The following is a 14,390-nucleotide window of genomic DNA, read 5'->3' as shown; positions in this document are numbered from 1 at the left end:
GGAGAGATATTTTGTTGTGGCTCAGTATTTCGCTTGGTGTTAAGGGATTACTCTGCTTCGTTAAGGATGATAGTTTGTGTTGCTGTCTTGCTTATCCTTATTTTCCGAATAATGCGAAGGGTATTCATTTTTTGCTTGTGCAAAAAACGAACCAAAAAAGCACACCCAGCGCACACTTTCTGTGCTGTCTAAGCTTTGCCACAGGACCCTTGCGAACTCGCTTCGCTCAGACAGGCGCAAGGGTATTTCCTGTGGCAAAGCAAAGAAGCACGACGAAAGCTTTGCGATGGGATCCAGTGGCGTTCCTTGAAAAACCTGGTCGTTCGGGCTTATTAAGCATGACCTTTTTTGTGGTTGTATCAGGCTTGGTAACGTTTTTGGGCCTGGGTGACTTTTTTGAGGTAGTGGCGTGCTTCGGCGTATTTCAGGTGTTGGCGCAGGTGTTGGTAGGTTTGATCCGGGCTCAAGGCATTGATTTTGGCAAAGGCCCGGTCGCGGTTGCTGTCAAACGCTTTGAGCACATTGCCGCTGCCGGTGTTGTAGCCGGCGATCACACAGTATTGCCGTGTCTGTGGGTCGCGTACTCTGGCCAGATAGCGGGTGTTGAGAATGTGGAGATAGGCGGTGCCCATTTCGATGTTTTTGTTGGGTTGGAACAGATAATTTTTCGACGGCGTGCCCGCTTCTTTGTGCAGCAGCTGGTAGGCATCGCGCCCGGCGCTGGCGGGCACAATCTGCATCAGGCCGTAAGCCGGAATGTGGCTCATGGCATAGGGATTGAAACTGCTTTCGGTTTCGATGATGGCGTAGGTCAGATCGGTCGGAATCCCGAAGCGGCGGCTTTGGCGCAGCACCTGATCGGCATACTGATTGGCCTGGGAAGCCTGATGGTTTTGGACCATGTGAAAGGTCACAAAATGCCGGTCCTTGTCGTGATAACGGTCCTGCTGGTAAGCGGTTTTCAATAAATGATCCGCATAGCGTTTGGCGCGCCATTGGGTCCAGATGGCTTTGTTGTCGGTGTCGCGTACCAGCCCTTTCAGAAACGGCGTTTGCCCGGTTTCGATCGCTTCGCTGGACAGCAGATCCACTTTGGCCGGATTTTCCGGCGTCAGCAAGGTGGAGACAATGCCGTCGTGCAATTTTTGCCGTGATTGATCCGGGTCAATGGTTTCCACCCGAATGGCGCCGTTTTCAAAATTGATGATGGCACGGGTCAGATACTTGTCGGTGTATTTAACGTATTCCTTGGGCGACGCCACCTTTTCGTCGCCCCATTTGGCCGCGAGTTCGTCAATCAGATTGGCCAGCTGTTTGCGCACCAGTTGGTCCAGAGGGGCGACGCCGCTGCCCGGAATCTGGGAGGCCACGGCCGAGCCCACATCGCCGTTTTCCAGTTTTTGGGCCAGTGAAATCCCCCGTCGGATTTCATGGGGCTGACACCCGCTTAAGCCAACGCCCGAGGCGATCAAAAGCCGTTGCAAAAAGGTTCGTCGTTTCATCCGTCAGTACCTGGGCGGCAGATTGGCATAGCGGTGCAAATGCCAGGCTTTGGGATCGGAACTGGCCTCAATCCGGTCTTCGATCTCATCGGGCAAGGCATGAAAAAAATCGATTTGGGTGCGCGCTTCAATCGCATCAATGCTGGTGACGTAATCGCTCAGACTGGCTCTAGGCGGTGCGTCCTGGGGCATCAGGAACGCCAGGGCCGAGGGTGTACCGTCTTGCGTTGGGCGGATAAAGATTTTGTAAAAGGCATTGGGAATGGCGATGTCCGTGTCGCCATCACGGTTGCGAAGGGTTTTGGGTTCGTCGTCAAAAACCGGGCCAGTGACCACGTAAAAGCGTTGAAAGTGTTGCGTGAATTTGTCGGCGCTGACTTCTTCCAGCCGCTGCCAGATTTTCTGGTTGAAGCGCGGTTTCTGCGGGGTGATGTTGCTCATCAGAAAGGTTTCCTTCTGGGCGTGACGCCCGTAGCGGGAACCGATCAGATAATTGGGAGCCAGATGACCGCGGTTGTAGTTCGATCCGGTGTAATCGTGGTAGTGGACATAACTGAGGGTGCGCCAGTCGGCTTCGAAGCGCGGACGCTTGCCAAAACGTTGGGTCTGGTCCGTGACCCAATAGCCCACCCAGAGCGGGTTTTTGAGTGTTTCGCTGTAGCCGACCAAAAAAGCTTCATTGCGCAGAACATGTGCCATTTTTGACCAGGCCTGGTCGATTTTGGGCACGCCGGAAAAGGCCAGGGCCGGGCGCGCGGCCTTGACCTCGTACAAATAGGTCAAGGACGCCAGCAGCAGCACAAAGCCGGTGGCCGTCGGTAGCCAGAAAAAGCCCCAGCGCAGCCAGGCCGGTTGCCGTTGCAGTCTTCGCCAGAATTCAGACCATTGAGATATACGCATGATGTTCATTTTAAAGCATCCGATGGGTGAATGCCTCGCTCTCTTTGCTTCGAATAAACCGGGCTTATCAGCAATCAGAAAGATTTGGGCAAAAGCCGACTTTTTGTAAGGAATCTTGCTTTAAGATGCGTATTTATGTGGCAACCCATTAGTAACGCACAACTCCCGGCCAAAATTCTGACCCTGCTGACCCACAGCGATACGGTGATTTTTTATTGCCGCTATGCGCCGGATTGGCCGGTGGAATACCTGTCGGACAATTTCGAGGTCTTCGGCTATACCCCGGCGGCGTTTTACGACAGTCGTTTGAGTTACCGTGATCTGGTGCATCCGGAAGATCTTGATAAACTGGAAAAGGCGGTCGAACAGGCGGTTGAGTCGGGTGAGGCCTATGTGACCCGTCAGATCCGGCTGAAAAAGGCCGATCAGCATTACGCCTGGGTGGACATGCGCATTACCTTTGAGCGCGATGACGAGAACAGGGTCACGCACCTGCTGGGCAAAATGGTCGACATCACCGCTCAGATTCAGGACCGCGAGCGGCTGGAAGTCTTTGCCAGAGTGGTGGAGCAGACCGGGGATCTGGTCAAGATCACCGATCGTGCCGGGCGTCTGGTGTTTGTGAATCAGGCGCTGCAGGACAAAACCGGCTACAGCGAAGAAGAAATGCTGGGCCGAAAACCCAGCATGCTCAAATCCGAACTGCAGGACCCGAAAAAAGCCAAGGAACTCTGGGAAACCATTCTGGAAGGCAAGGTCTACCACAATCGCATCATCAACCGCTGCAAAGACGGCCGTACCTACCACGAAGAAACCACCATCAGCCCGGTGTGCAATGCCGAGGGCGAGATTGAGTATTTTGTGTCCACCGGCAAGGATGTGTCCGAGCAGGTCAAAATGCAGCAGCAGCTCAATGAGCTGGCAATGAAAGATGCGCTGACCCATTTGTATAACCGGCGGCATCTGTCGATGGTGCTGGAAGCGGAAATCAAGCGCGCCGACCGTTACGGCACCCAGTTCGGGCTGGTGATGTTTGATGTGGATCACTTCAAGGAAATCAACGACACGTTTGGCCATGATGTCGGCGATGACGTCCTCTGTCGGATGGCCGATGCCGTGCGTGAAGAAGTGCGTGAATCCGATCAGCTGGGCCGCTGGGGCGGGGAAGAGTTTTTATTGATTGCATTGGGGTTGAACAAAGCCCGCACCGACTTATTGGCCGAAAAAATCCGCAAACTGATTGCGGACATTCATTTTCCGGTAGCCGGTCGGGTCACCGTCAGCATCGGAGCCACTGGCTACCACCCCAATGAAGGCGAAATGATGCTGCTCAAACGCGCCGATCAGGCGCTGTATCTGGCCAAGAAAAAAGGCCGAAACCGGGTTGAGAGTCTGTAGTGCGTCTGCGTCGCTTTTATTCTGCGGCGCAGAGAATGGCGGCATTGGCTTCGCCACTGTCGGCAATGCGGTTCAGAGCCGCGGCCACCTGATCCGAGGCCGTTTCCAGTTGACGCACTTTTGACCAGGCCTGGTCATAATCGCCCATGGCTTTGAGTTCCAGAATGCGTTTTGCCAGCTCGTGCACTTCCTGATGCGGCGCTTCCAGATCGGCATACCCGTCCAGTTTGCTGTAGCAATCCGCCCCTTCGCCCTGATAATACCATTGGCCCAGACGGCAGTTGCGCGAGTCTTTCAATTCATCGGGCGACAGCGCCTTGACGTCCAGCAGGGCCTGATAAATGTCGTTTTTGAAAATCAGATGGTCGGCCATGGCAGTCATGGTAAAGCCACGCAATGCACTGGAAGCCAAGCTTGTGCTGAGATCGCCCTGCATGTTGATCAGATGGGTGATCACGTCGGAGGCCTGATCGGTTTCCGATTTGAGCGCCAGGGCGTTTTCCGAGACACTGCGCATGCGCTCTTCGCTGCCGGTCATCTGTTTCTGGTTGGTCTGAACCAGACTGGCGATTTCGGCCGTGGCTTTGGCCGTGCGCTGAGACAGGCCGCGCACTTCGTCGGCCACCACCGCAAAGCCGCGTCCGGCTTCACCCGCTCGGGCCGCCTCGATCGCAGCATTGAGGGCCAGCAGATTGGTCTGCTCGGAAATGTCTTCGATCATGCTGATGATGGTGCCGATTTCGTCGGCCCGGTTTTTCAGCTCGGTGACCGATTGCGAGGTTTCGCTGGCTTCGGCCGACAGTCTGGCGATGCCGTCAGAAACCTGGTTCATGTTCTGTGAGGCTTCGTGGGACACATTGCCACCCTGGACGATTTCCAGGCGTTTGTCACGCAACTGACCGCTGAACCCGGCAATCTGATTCCGGAAACGGTCAAAGCTCTGGTGGTTGATCACGGTCAGGTCCTGCAGGTGGCTCAGTTTGTCGGCCGAGTCGTCCGCTGGTGACTGATCCAGGCTTTGTTTCAATTCGGTGTTTTCAGCTTTCAGGCGCTCAATGGCTTCTTCCTGATCCGACTGCGCCTGATGCAACTGCTGCTTCAAGTGTCTGTTTTCTTTTTCCAATCGGCTCAATGCGGCCTTATTGCCAAAAATGCCCATGGTCATCTCCTTGTCACACGGATGGGCAGTTTAGCAAACCCCGTGCCATTATTGCGTAATAAATGGCCCGGGTACGTTCGGGTTCAGGATTTCTGGTCGCTGGCGCAGTCAATGCACAGCGTAGCCGTCGGGTTTAAGGTGAGGTGCTTCCAGTTGCCGGGCATAGGCCGCCAGTTCCTGTTGGCTTAGTTCGTATTCGTCAGAGGGGTTCGTCATGATGTGCCCCTTTTCGGGCCTGCCATTCGGGGTAGCCGTCCGCCAGGCGTTTGGCTTTGAGGCCCTTGGATTGCAGGGCTTCGACCGCCTCTTGCGACCAGAGGCAGTAGGGACCACGACAATAGACCACAATGGTGGTGTCGTCCTGGACATCGGGCAGGTTGTCAGACAGCTGGTCAATCGGCACATTGATGGCCGAGGGAATATGCCCAGCGGCAAATTCGTCCGGTGGTCGCACATCCAGCAGCTTGAAAGGCTGTGACAGTTTTTGCAACTGGTCCAGTGAAATCGGGGCCAATGGGGTGTTGGGTTTGAGGTGTTCCTGCAGCAGGGCCTGCATGCTGGCCAGTTGCGATTCGGCCACGTCGCGCAGAGCGGCAATCAGGTTATGGACTCGCTGGTCACTGAGGGAATACAGCATCCGCTGGCCATGGCGCTGGTGTTTGACCAGGCCTGCCTGCTTCAAAATTTGCAGGTGTTTGGAAACATTGGCCAGGCTCAACCCCACTTTCTGGTGCAGGGTTTCCACATCGCACTCGGCCTGCATCAGCACGTCCAGGATCATCAGCCGGTTGGCGTGACCGATGGCTTTGCTGACCTGAGCCAGTTGTTCAAACAAATGAATTTTCATGGGACTCTGTGACATACAGAGATTATAAACCACTCAGTTGAATAAACGCGACCTTTTCTGAAATGGGTACGCAAACCTGACCAGAAAAGGGGGTTTGAGCAGGGAAAAAGCCTTAGTGGCGGTAGGCGTTCTTGGCCGCCTCATAGCGCTCAATCAGCTTGTCCACCCCGCTTTGTTCGTATGGGCGCAGGCTGCTTAGGACCATGGTTTTGTAGCCGGAACCAATGCGACGCTCGCCGTCGACGATGTCAAAATTGATGCGCACCAATCCGCGTTTGCCTTTCATCTCCAGCGCGCTTTCACCCAGCTTCAAACCCAGTTTTTCCGCGTCAAAGCGGTCAAAGTCAAAGGCCATGTTTTCGTAAATGACCATGGGTTTGTCCGGGTGAATCATGACCTGATGTTTCTGCATCAACGGCACCAGTATGTGCGGAAAGCTCTGCCCGGAAAAAGCGACATAGGCGCGGGTGAAGGCTTCAATCAGATCCATGTCCTGGGTGATGTCGCCTTCGCGGGAAATGGTCAGATAAGGTTTGCCCTGTCGGTCGCAGATGTCAAAGGCGTTTTCGGCCGGACCCGTGGGCGGAAACACCAGTTCCACTCCTTTGCCCACCATGCCGGTGTAATCGAAGCTCATACGCTGAGACAGACCATACCAGGCCAGGTTTAGCGCAAACAGCAGGTCGCCGGGCACACAGAAACGGCGCGAATCGGCATCGTGCAGTGGATTGAAATCATTGGCCACCTGCTTGGCAAAGGCACTGCCTTGCTCGGGCGTGATGGTGACAATGTCCTGATCGGCTTGGAAATAGGGCGCTAAATACATATCGACCCGCAATTAGGTTGCAAAACCCGAGATTTTACTGAAAAAAGCCAACAAAAGCATCTCTATTTTGGTCTGGAAGCAAAAAGACGCATGTGGTCGATGCCACCGGGATGAGAGACTCATAAAAAAAATCTGTGGCGGGGTTGAGGGGTTTGATTGCATTGAGCGTGACCAGAGCTTAAAATCAACCGATTAGTTGAATGTAAGGCCTCGCGGCACAGTGTAAGGAGCCGGAATTATGTCGACCCAACAGGCGTTTAAAACGCTCAAAGCCCATTTGCAGAAGGTCATTGTCGGCCAGGAAGCCCTGCTGGATAAAATGATGATCGGCCTGCTCACAGGCGGCCATATTTTGCTGGAAGGCCCACCAGGCCTGGCAAAAACCACGGCGGTGAAAACCTTGTCCACGGCGGTGAAGGCGCGGTTTCAGCGGATTCAGTTTACCCCGGATCTGATGCCGGGCGATGTGGTGGGCTCCGAAATTCTGGACACCGACACCCATACGCTGCGCTTTGTGCCGGGGCCGATTTTTCATGAGATCGTGCTGGCCGACGAAATCAACCGGGCACCACCCAAGGTGCAATCGGCTTTGCTGGAAGCGATGGCGGAAAAACAGGTCACCGCAGGTGGACAGACCCGCGCCTTGCCGGATTTGTTTATTGTGATGGCCACGCAGAACCCGCTGGAGCAGAGCGGCACTTATCCGCTGCCCGAAGCCCAGCTGGACCGGTTTATGTTGCATGTGGCGCTGGATTACCCGACCGAAGACGAAGAGTTGGAAATTCTGCGCCGCGACCGTTCGCATCACTTTGGCGAAGACAAGGAAAAATTCGAGGCGTTTCTGACCCCGGACAAGGTGTTGGCAGCGCGTCATGAAATCGCGGAGCAGTATGTGTCCGAGCCGGTGGAGCAATACATGGTGGCGCTGACGGGGGCCACCCGTCGTCTGGGCGATTACAACCCGGATTGGGCCGGTGTGCTGGAAATCGGGGCCTCGCCGCGGGCGAGTCTGTCGTTGCTGCACGCCGCCAGTGCTTATGCCTGGCTGGCCGATCGCGATTACGTGACCCCGGACGATGCGATTGCGGTGGTGGGCGATGTGTTGCGCCACCGGATTCGGGTGAGTTTTGCCGGACGCGCCCAGAACTGGACACCGCAAGCGGTGATTGATGCCATTGTCGAGGCGGTACCGGTACCGGTGGACGTTGATTAAGCGATGAGGCTCTGGCGTTCGCTGAAACCGTTTTTTGACCAGGTCGGGTCTTCGGCTTTGTCCGCGCTGACAGGCAGAGCAAAGCTGTCTCAGGCACCGCAGGTGGATCCGGTCTGGCCTTTGTTGAGCGGAGATGACATTACCCATCTGGGGCGGGCCCTGGGTCGGCTGTTGCAAACGCAGGTGCCCAATCCCAAAGTCAGTGCCGCTTTCAAGCAGGGCGAGCAGGCGAGCCGTTATCTGGGCGCAGGCATGGAATACGAAGAAAGCCGCCTGTATCAGCCGGGGGACGAAGTGCGCCGACTCAACTGGCGGCTGATGGCGCGCACTGGTGACGCCTATACCCAACTTTATCAGGAAGAACGCCAGGAAAGCTGGACACTCTTGATTGATTTGCGCCAGCCCATGCGCTTTGGGACGCGCTGTCATCTCAAAGCCACCCAGGCATTGCGTGCCGCCGGGTATTTTGCCTGGCAGGCCCAGAGCGATGCGATTCCGGTTTCGGCGGTGGTGTTGTCGGAATCGGTGCGCGTTTCCCCGACCTGGGAGGGCAGTGCCAGTTTTGAACCGCTGATGCAGTTTGCCAGCCAGCCGTGTCCGCCCATGAACGACGAGCAGGTGCGGCGGAGTCCGCGGCTGTATGACGAATTGATTGACTTGCAGGCGCGGGCACAGCCGGGGGACCGCTTGATTCTGATCAGCGATTTTTCCGATCTGGATGCGGCCACCGAAACCCTGTTGATGACCTTGCAGCAGAAGCTGATGATCAAGGCCATCTGGGTGCAGGACCCGAGCGAACGCCGGTTGCCAAAAGTGGCCGGTCTGAGATTGCGCGGGCGTGATGGGTCGGTGCATGCGGTCACCGAGTCTCTGCGTGAGGCCTACCAGGCCTGGTCAAAAGACTATTTTGCCGAGGTGCAGGCCCATTTGCGTCAGGCCGGACTGGCCTGGATGGCGCTGGACACCTGCGACGACCTGAATGCCATGAGCCAGTCTGTGGCAGGGATGAACGCCACCGTGATCGGAGGCCGCCCATGAGCGAGGAAAAAGGCGCAAGTCAAGCCGTTCAGACAAAACAGGCCGTTGGCCCCAGCGACCCGATTGAACCTGTGGTCTGGCCGGTTGATCCGGGCATTGACTGGGCGGCGGTGTGGACGCTGGTGGGCTGGGGGCTTTTGCTGGTTGTGGTGCTGGCAGGCTGGTGGCTGTGGCGCACCCGTTTTGCCCGTACCGCTCGCTGGCGACGACAGGCACGCACAGTGAAAAGCCAATGGCAGAAACCGCACCCCGAATGGCGCGAAGACAACGCCACGCAAGCCATGCGCTGGCAGCTGTATGCCCTGTTTCAGTCCGCGCCCCTGGCAAATTTCAATCCAGACTCAAAAGCCGGTGGCCGGTGCCCAGAAGGACACGACCCACCGCAACCACTTGCAGACCTTGTGCTTTTCCACGCAACCGGTTTCACGTGAAACCCTTTTGTCAGAACTGTCTCAGTTGATGCGACGTGTGGATCAGGCCGCCCAATTGAAAGCGCGTCACACCGTCCATCATGCCTGGCAGAAAACCGGCCAGACATTGCGCCAAAGCCTGTTTAAACGGAGGCAGAGATGATCGATTGGGATCTTTGGTCACGCCTTGCGTCAGGCGAGTTGACGCTGTATTTTGAATGGCCCCAAGCCTATTGGTTTCTGGGGCTGTGGCCGCTGCTGTGGGTCGTACGTGCCTGGCAAACGCGCCCAAGTGCCGACGATTTTTCCTGGCTGCAACAGCGTCAGCAAAGCGAGTTTCGCCATTCCTTGATGGATCGGTTTGCGCCTCAATCCGGCGCGAGTCGGCCTCCACGCATCTGGGATTTGCATCTGCTGCGCGGGGCGTTGCTGTTGCTGGCCGTCACGGCGCTGGCACAACCCTATTATCGCGAAGCCAAGCCGCCTGAACCACAGACCAAAACCGTGCGCGATGTGGTGTTTGTAGTCGAAAGTTCGGTGTCGATGGTGCTGGAAGACTATCAGGTAGAGGGACAGCCCGCCCGTCGGATCGATGTGATTCGCCGTGTTCTCGATCGCTTTGTGGCCGGTTTGCAGGGCAATCGCTTTGCCACCATTGTCTATGCCGATCACGCTTACACCTTGATGCCGCTGACGTCGGATGAGACTGCGGCGCGGATGATGCTCAAACGCCTGAAACCTTATCTGGCCGGGCGCAATGACGTGGCCGCCGGTGCCGCTTTGGGGCTGGCATTGCAGCAGGCGCAAACGCCAGAAAATGGGTCCGACAAAGCGGCGGGCGAGACCCCGCGCAAACAAGTGGTGGTGTGGCTGTCCGACGGTCAGCAGATGGGGACAAACGTGCCGCTCTCGGATGTGAGCGATTATGCCCAGGCACTGGGCCTGCCGATTTACACCGTGGGTGTGGGTGCTGGCAGTCTGGATGCCGACCTGCGTGAGCATGGCGGTCTGTTGTACCAGCCGTTGGATCCCGCTCCGCTGGAAACATTGGCCGAGGCCACAGGCGGGCAGTATTACCGTGTGGGCAGCGGTCAGGATCTGCAAAGCGTGCTCAGAAAAATCGATCAGGCCGAAGGGGTTAAGGTGACCGAAACCCGGGCCGGTTTTGACAAACATTGGCTGACCGCGTCTGTGGTTGGACTCTGGCTGATGGGATTGGTGGTGTATCTGGGGTGGCTGGTGTTACGCAACCTGATCGGCAGCAAACAGCAAGCACGCCAGGCTGTGAAGTCCGCCAGGCCCTCGATGTCATTCACGCAAACGGAGGACGCACCATGAATGACGCCTGGTTGAGCCTGATGGATTGGCAATGGCGTCAGCCCGAGACCCTATGGTTTTTGGCGGTGCCGCTAGTTGTGAGCCTGTTTCTGTTTTGGCGTCAGCGTCGCCATTGGCAGGGCTATGCCGATGCCGCGCTTTTGCCCTGGATTCAAGTCAATCCCGATTCGGCCGAGGCGGATGCCCTTAAAACTGACCAGGCCTGGTTTCAACGCGTTCGCAAAGCCCTGTTCCATCCGGGCATGGGACTGGCCATCGCCTGGGTGGCGCTGGTGATTGCTCTGGCCGGGCCACGCACGCTGGTGCAGGCACCGCAGCAATCGGACCGCGAAGGCGTGGACATTCTGATCGCGGTGGATGTGTCGCGCTCGATGCAGGCCGAAGATGTGCGCCCGGACCGATTCCATGCGGCGCGCAATCTGGTTGAGTCGGTGCTGCCGTATTTGAAAGCCGATGACCGGGTGGGCCTGGTGGTGTTTGCGGCGCAACCGCATCTGGTGAGCCCGCTCAGCTTTGATCGCGATTGGACCCGGCATTATCTGGGATTGATGCAAACCGGTATGTTGCCGACGCATGGCTCCCATCTGGGGCAGGCCATGGTGTTTGGGGCGCGCCATCTCGATCAGGTGGCGGGTGAGGCCCGGGCTTTGTGGGTATTGACCGATGGTCCGGCGCAACCGCCGTTGAAATCAAACGAAGAAGAAAAACAGAAAGCGTTCGAATTGCCGCAGGCTTTGCCCGGTGAGCCGTCTTTGCTGATTACGGGCATGGGGCGCAGCAGCGACACCTTTATCCCGGATGATTCCGAAATGGGCGGCCGTTTGCTGCATCTGGGCCAACCGGCGCGCACCCGTTTGCAGGAAGGGGCCTTGCAGACACTGGCCGAGCAGTTTGATGGCACCTATCTGCGTGGCGACGGACAGGCCGGTACGCTGGCCGACATGGTCACCACCTTGACCCAGCCCGGGTCGAAACGGCCCCTGCCCACCACCGATCCCAAATGGGAAGACCATTCTCTGCCGTTTGTCTGGCTGGCGTTTGTGACCATGCTGGCGGCAATGTACCCTTTGTCGGTGCGCCGACGGGCGAAGTCTGAAGTTGCGTCTGTGGCTCTGATGGCTTTGAGTGCCGCTTTGGGACTGACCACGCTGATGCAACCGACTCAGGTTCAGGCGGAACCGGCCTCTGAGAATCCGCATCAGGCGTTTGCGGCCCTGCAAAACAAAGATTATGACACTGCGCTCAAACTTTATCAGGGATTGGATGGCTATGACGCCCAGATGGGCGCAGGGGTCGCGGCCTATTACCTGCCCAATCTGACGATGGCGGTGGCCAGTTTTCGCGAGGCGTTGATGCAGGCCAAAACCGATCCCGAGCGCGGCCAGGCTTTGTTCAATCTGGGCAACAGTTATCTGCAAGCCGATTTGTTGGTGGAGGCAATTGAGGCTTACCAGCACAGCCTGCGTTATGCCCCCGACCGCGAGGCCACCGAACACAATCTGGCCGTAGCGCAGGCACGACTGGATTCGGAGACCGAGTTGCGTTCGCCTGAAACCACAGAGACGGAACAGGGCGAGCGCCGAGATCAGGACCCGAATCGTCAGCAGGATGAAAACGCTTTTTATGGTGGCATGAGCGCCGGCGGTGGCGGCCCCAGCGGCATGGAGGACGAGCTGGATCAGGGCATCCCCGATGGCGAAAAGAAAACCGATCCGGCCTTGACCGGTGAGGCCACCGATTATCGGCTGGACAACCGCGCCCTGTCGCTCACCACCAGCGATTCGGGGCAGGCGGTGCTGGCCGATCAGGCCAAGCGACGGCGCATTGCGGTGATGAACCAGACCCTGGAGTCGGTTCAGGACGATCAGGCGGGCCTGTTAAAGCGCCTGTTTGAGCGCGAAGAAGGCTTTCAGGCCGAACAGGAAGAAGGGCATGATCTGCCGGGAGTGGTGCCATGGTAAAAGCGTTTTGGCGTGATGGCTGGCTGGGTTTGTCGCTGGGTGTGATGCTGAGTCTGTTTGCGCCTATGGCGTCGGCCCTGCTGGTGCAGAGTGAATTTTCCCAGCGCGAAATTCAGATGGGCGAAGGCGTCAACTGGGTGTTGAGCGGGCCGGACGTGCAAACGGAAGCGTTTAACCAGGCCTGGTCAAAAATGGATTGGGCGCCGATTCAGGCACACTTTTATATTGAGGGGATTCGGCAACGCGGCACGGGCCTGAGTGTGCGCCTGATCCCTTATCGCAGTGGCGAGATTCAATTACCGCAAGCCAAGGATGCGACAATTCCAATGCCGGAACAGCCGCTGTGGGTGGCCGAAAACCCTGCCATCGGGGTGGATTGGACGCCGCCGGAGGAAACGGTCTATGCCGGTCAGGTGATCAGCTGGCAGGTCGAAATGGACGCCGCCGATGACGGCTGGACCGCGCAACTGCGTCCGCCGGAAGCGGCCCTGTCTTCACAGACGCCGCGGGAAAAAGGCTGGGTGTTGCCGCAGGACGCCGCCGATCTGCCCAGCGTGGTGACGCAAGCCAATTCACTGACCCGACTGCGATTGGGGCGTGAAATGCGTTCGCCACTTGAGACGAAGCAGCCGGACCAAGCGAACCAGTCTGGTGAGCGTGCTGTTCTGGCGGGCCCTTTGCTGGTCGTGCGCAATGAAAGCGCCCGGAACTGGGTATTTGCGGCACCGCCGGTGGCATTGAACATTCAAGCGCTGCCCGGTTTTTTGCCCTGGCAAATGCCAGTGGGTCGGTTGCAATTGCAAGCCGAGTCGTTGCCGTGGTTGGTGACCGACGGCGCTTTGTATCACTGGACCTTGCGCTTGACTGGCCGAGATCTGGCGCAAAATCGTCTGCCCGATTTGAGCAGGCAGATGCAAGGCCATTCGGCGATTGAATGGTTGTCGGCCAAAACCCGTGTCAGTCAGACATGGACCCAAAAAGGACTGATCAGCGAGGCGGAGATGACTCAGCCGTTGCGTATAAAGGGGTTTGGTCCGGTACGACTGCCCGAGGTGACGGTGAACGCGTTGAATCCCCAGACCGGCAAGTTGCAAACGTCGGTTCTGTCGCCGCAAACGGTCTGGGTATTGCCCGGCTGGCTGGTGTGGACCTTGTATGCAGTCAGCCTGTTGCTGGCATTGTGGGCACTGGGATGGTTGTGGCAGGCGCTGAACGGGATCTGGGCCAGAGCGCAGTTACGCTGGCGTTTGCGCCGTGCCGGTCAGGCCCTGCATCCACAAGTGGCGGTGTGGCAGGCGGTGCAGGCCTGGTCAAAAAGCCAATTGCCCGGCTGGGACGAACGCGAAGCACCCAGTCCCAAACAGTGGCTTCAGGCCTTTGAGGCCCGGTTCGGGGCCTCGCCCGAGGCACGGGCCTGGGTCAGTTGTTTCAATCAGTGTCGTTATGCTCATCCAGAAGATGCGCCGGTAGCGTGCGATGCTTTGATCAAAACCTGCCAGGCCTGGTCAAAACGGGTGCCGCTACGGCGTACGCGGCGTTAAAGCTGCGACAGGGTTTGGCGGGCTTTTTTGTAGGCGATTGCGCCAGCGTAAAGACCACTGACCACAATCAATCCCAGTCCCAGCCACCAGAGGCCGCGCGAAAAATCGTTGTCGCGCACCAGGTTGGGCAGCATCAACATAAGGCCGGGGATCAGGCCCAACAAAAAGGTTTTGATCGCGGTCTGTCGGATGCCGCGTTTGAGCAGGCGGCGATGTTCGTCGGAACCGATTTCCATGGCATTGTCCTTTGAAGGTGT

At 57.4% G+C, this 14,390-nt stretch carries 14 protein-coding genes; 8 read left to right on the top strand and 6 right to left on the bottom strand.

The features are described from left to right. Positions 1–359: 359 nt before the first annotated feature. Together A377_RS0104735 and A377_RS0104730 are read right to left on the bottom strand one after the other, a co-directional pair. Entirely contained in the window at positions 360–1,502 is a 1,143-nt protein-coding gene (locus A377_RS0104735) for a murein transglycosylase domain-containing protein (protein ID WP_028485270.1), read from the bottom strand. A gap of 3 nt (positions 1,503–1,505) precedes the next feature. Continuing rightward, positions 1,506–2,402: a DNA/RNA non-specific endonuclease gene (locus A377_RS0104730; protein ID WP_245546772.1), complete on the bottom strand. Its 897-nt coding sequence runs from the start codon at positions 2,400–2,402 to the stop codon at positions 1,506–1,508. 135 nt (positions 2,403–2,537) lie between these two features. On the opposite strand from A377_RS0104730, the gene A377_RS0104725 reads away from it, so the two are divergent. Beyond that, positions 2,538–3,800, top strand: coding sequence for a GGDEF domain-containing protein (locus A377_RS0104725; protein ID WP_019895037.1), 1,263 nt, complete (start codon positions 2,538–2,540; stop codon positions 3,798–3,800). Positions 3,801–3,816: 16 nt separating this feature from the next. Here A377_RS0104725 and A377_RS13345 read toward each other — a convergent pair whose 3' ends face one another. From A377_RS13345 to A377_RS0104710, 3 genes are all read right to left on the bottom strand, one after another. Further along, entirely contained in the window at positions 3,817–4,959 is a 1,143-nt protein-coding gene (locus tag A377_RS13345) for a methyl-accepting chemotaxis protein (protein WP_281168793.1), read from the bottom strand. 199 nt (positions 4,960–5,158) lie between these two features. Continuing rightward, the gene (locus A377_RS0104715) at positions 5,159–5,806 is read right to left on the bottom strand and encodes an ArsR/SmtB family transcription factor (RefSeq protein ID WP_019895035.1); all 648 of its coding nucleotides are present in this window, start codon (positions 5,804–5,806) and stop codon (positions 5,159–5,161) included. Positions 5,807–5,918: 112 nt separating this feature from the next. Continuing rightward, positions 5,919–6,632 (bottom strand): DUF3581 family protein, encoded by a 714-nt coding sequence (locus tag A377_RS0104710; RefSeq protein ID WP_019895033.1) that lies wholly within the window; start codon positions 6,630–6,632, stop codon positions 5,919–5,921. Between the two features lie 238 nt (positions 6,633–6,870). Between A377_RS0104710 and A377_RS0104705 the strand changes: the two genes are divergently transcribed. From A377_RS0104705 to A377_RS0104675, 7 genes are read left to right on the top strand one after another with little or no spacing between them, the layout of a single operon-like run. Then, on the top strand, positions 6,871–7,845 hold the full coding sequence (locus tag A377_RS0104705; protein ID WP_019895032.1) for an AAA family ATPase: 975 nt from the start codon (positions 6,871–6,873) through the stop codon (positions 7,843–7,845). Positions 7,846–7,848: 3 nt separating this feature from the next. After that, entirely contained in the window at positions 7,849–8,883 is a 1,035-nt protein-coding gene (locus A377_RS0104700) for a DUF58 domain-containing protein (RefSeq protein WP_019895030.1), read from the top strand. Further along, on the top strand, positions 8,880–9,314 hold the full coding sequence (locus A377_RS0104695) for a hypothetical protein (RefSeq protein ID WP_019895029.1): 435 nt from the start codon (positions 8,880–8,882) through the stop codon (positions 9,312–9,314). The genes A377_RS0104700 and A377_RS0104695 overlap by 4 nt, the downstream gene beginning before the upstream one ends. Before the next feature lie 7 nt (positions 9,315–9,321). Next, positions 9,322–9,456: a hypothetical protein gene (locus A377_RS13340; RefSeq protein WP_281168792.1), complete on the top strand. Its 135-nt coding sequence runs from the start codon at positions 9,322–9,324 to the stop codon at positions 9,454–9,456. Then, positions 9,453–10,631: a vWA domain-containing protein gene (locus tag A377_RS11870; RefSeq protein ID WP_019895027.1), complete on the top strand. Its 1,179-nt coding sequence runs from the start codon at positions 9,453–9,455 to the stop codon at positions 10,629–10,631. The genes A377_RS13340 and A377_RS11870 overlap by 4 nt, the downstream gene beginning before the upstream one ends. Continuing rightward, positions 10,628–12,592 (top strand): VWA domain-containing protein, encoded by a 1,965-nt coding sequence (locus A377_RS0104680; RefSeq protein WP_019895026.1) that lies wholly within the window; start codon positions 10,628–10,630, stop codon positions 12,590–12,592. The genes A377_RS11870 and A377_RS0104680 overlap by 4 nt, the downstream gene beginning before the upstream one ends. Further along, on the top strand, positions 12,586–14,133 hold the full coding sequence (locus A377_RS0104675; protein ID WP_019895025.1) for a hypothetical protein: 1,548 nt from the start codon (positions 12,586–12,588) through the stop codon (positions 14,131–14,133). Before A377_RS0104680 ends, A377_RS0104675 begins: the two co-directional genes overlap by 7 nt. On the opposite strand, the gene A377_RS0104670 is transcribed toward A377_RS0104675, so the two are convergent. Further along, on the bottom strand, positions 14,130–14,369 hold the full coding sequence (locus A377_RS0104670) for a hypothetical protein (RefSeq protein WP_019895024.1): 240 nt from the start codon (positions 14,367–14,369) through the stop codon (positions 14,130–14,132). The two genes, A377_RS0104675 and A377_RS0104670, sit on opposite strands and share 4 nt — an antisense overlap. Between the last annotated feature and the right edge of the window lie 21 nt (positions 14,370–14,390).

This window comes from Hydrogenovibrio halophilus DSM 15072 (assembly GCF_000384235.1).
In the GTDB taxonomy this organism is placed as follows: Bacteria; Pseudomonadota; Gammaproteobacteria; order Thiomicrospirales; family Thiomicrospiraceae; genus Hydrogenovibrio; species Hydrogenovibrio halophilus.
This window is presented reverse-complemented; position numbering and strand designations above follow the sequence as displayed.

Excerpts from the sequence above, each read along its gene's own strand:
- A377_RS0104735 (WP_028485270.1), bottom strand. The coding sequence starts at position 1,502 with ATGAAACGACGAACCTTTTTGCAACGGCTTTTGATCGCCTCGGGCGTT.
- A377_RS0104730 (WP_245546772.1), bottom strand. The coding sequence starts at position 2,402 with ATGCGTATATCTCAATGGTCTGAATTCTGGCGAAGACTGCAACGGCAA.
- A377_RS0104725 (WP_019895037.1), top strand. The coding sequence starts at position 2,538 with ATGTGGCAACCCATTAGTAACGCACAACTCCCGGCCAAAATTCTGACC.
- A377_RS13345 (WP_281168793.1), bottom strand. The coding sequence starts at position 4,959 with ATGGGCATTTTTGGCAATAAGGCCGCATTGAGCCGATTGGAAAAAGAA.
- A377_RS0104715 (WP_019895035.1), bottom strand. The coding sequence starts at position 5,806 with ATGAAAATTCATTTGTTTGAACAACTGGCTCAGGTCAGCAAAGCCATC.
- A377_RS0104710 (WP_019895033.1), bottom strand. The coding sequence starts at position 6,632 with ATGTATTTAGCGCCCTATTTCCAAGCCGATCAGGACATTGTCACCATC.
- A377_RS0104705 (WP_019895032.1), top strand. The coding sequence starts at position 6,871 with ATGTCGACCCAACAGGCGTTTAAAACGCTCAAAGCCCATTTGCAGAAG.
- A377_RS0104700 (WP_019895030.1), top strand. The coding sequence starts at position 7,849 with ATGAGGCTCTGGCGTTCGCTGAAACCGTTTTTTGACCAGGTCGGGTCT.
- A377_RS0104695 (WP_019895029.1), top strand. The coding sequence starts at position 8,880 with ATGAGCGAGGAAAAAGGCGCAAGTCAAGCCGTTCAGACAAAACAGGCC.
- A377_RS11870 (WP_019895027.1), top strand. The coding sequence starts at position 9,453 with ATGATCGATTGGGATCTTTGGTCACGCCTTGCGTCAGGCGAGTTGACG.
- A377_RS0104680 (WP_019895026.1), top strand. The coding sequence starts at position 10,628 with ATGAATGACGCCTGGTTGAGCCTGATGGATTGGCAATGGCGTCAGCCC.
- A377_RS0104675 (WP_019895025.1), top strand. The coding sequence starts at position 12,586 with ATGGTAAAAGCGTTTTGGCGTGATGGCTGGCTGGGTTTGTCGCTGGGT.
- A377_RS0104670 (WP_019895024.1), bottom strand. The coding sequence starts at position 14,369 with ATGGAAATCGGTTCCGACGAACATCGCCGCCTGCTCAAACGCGGCATC.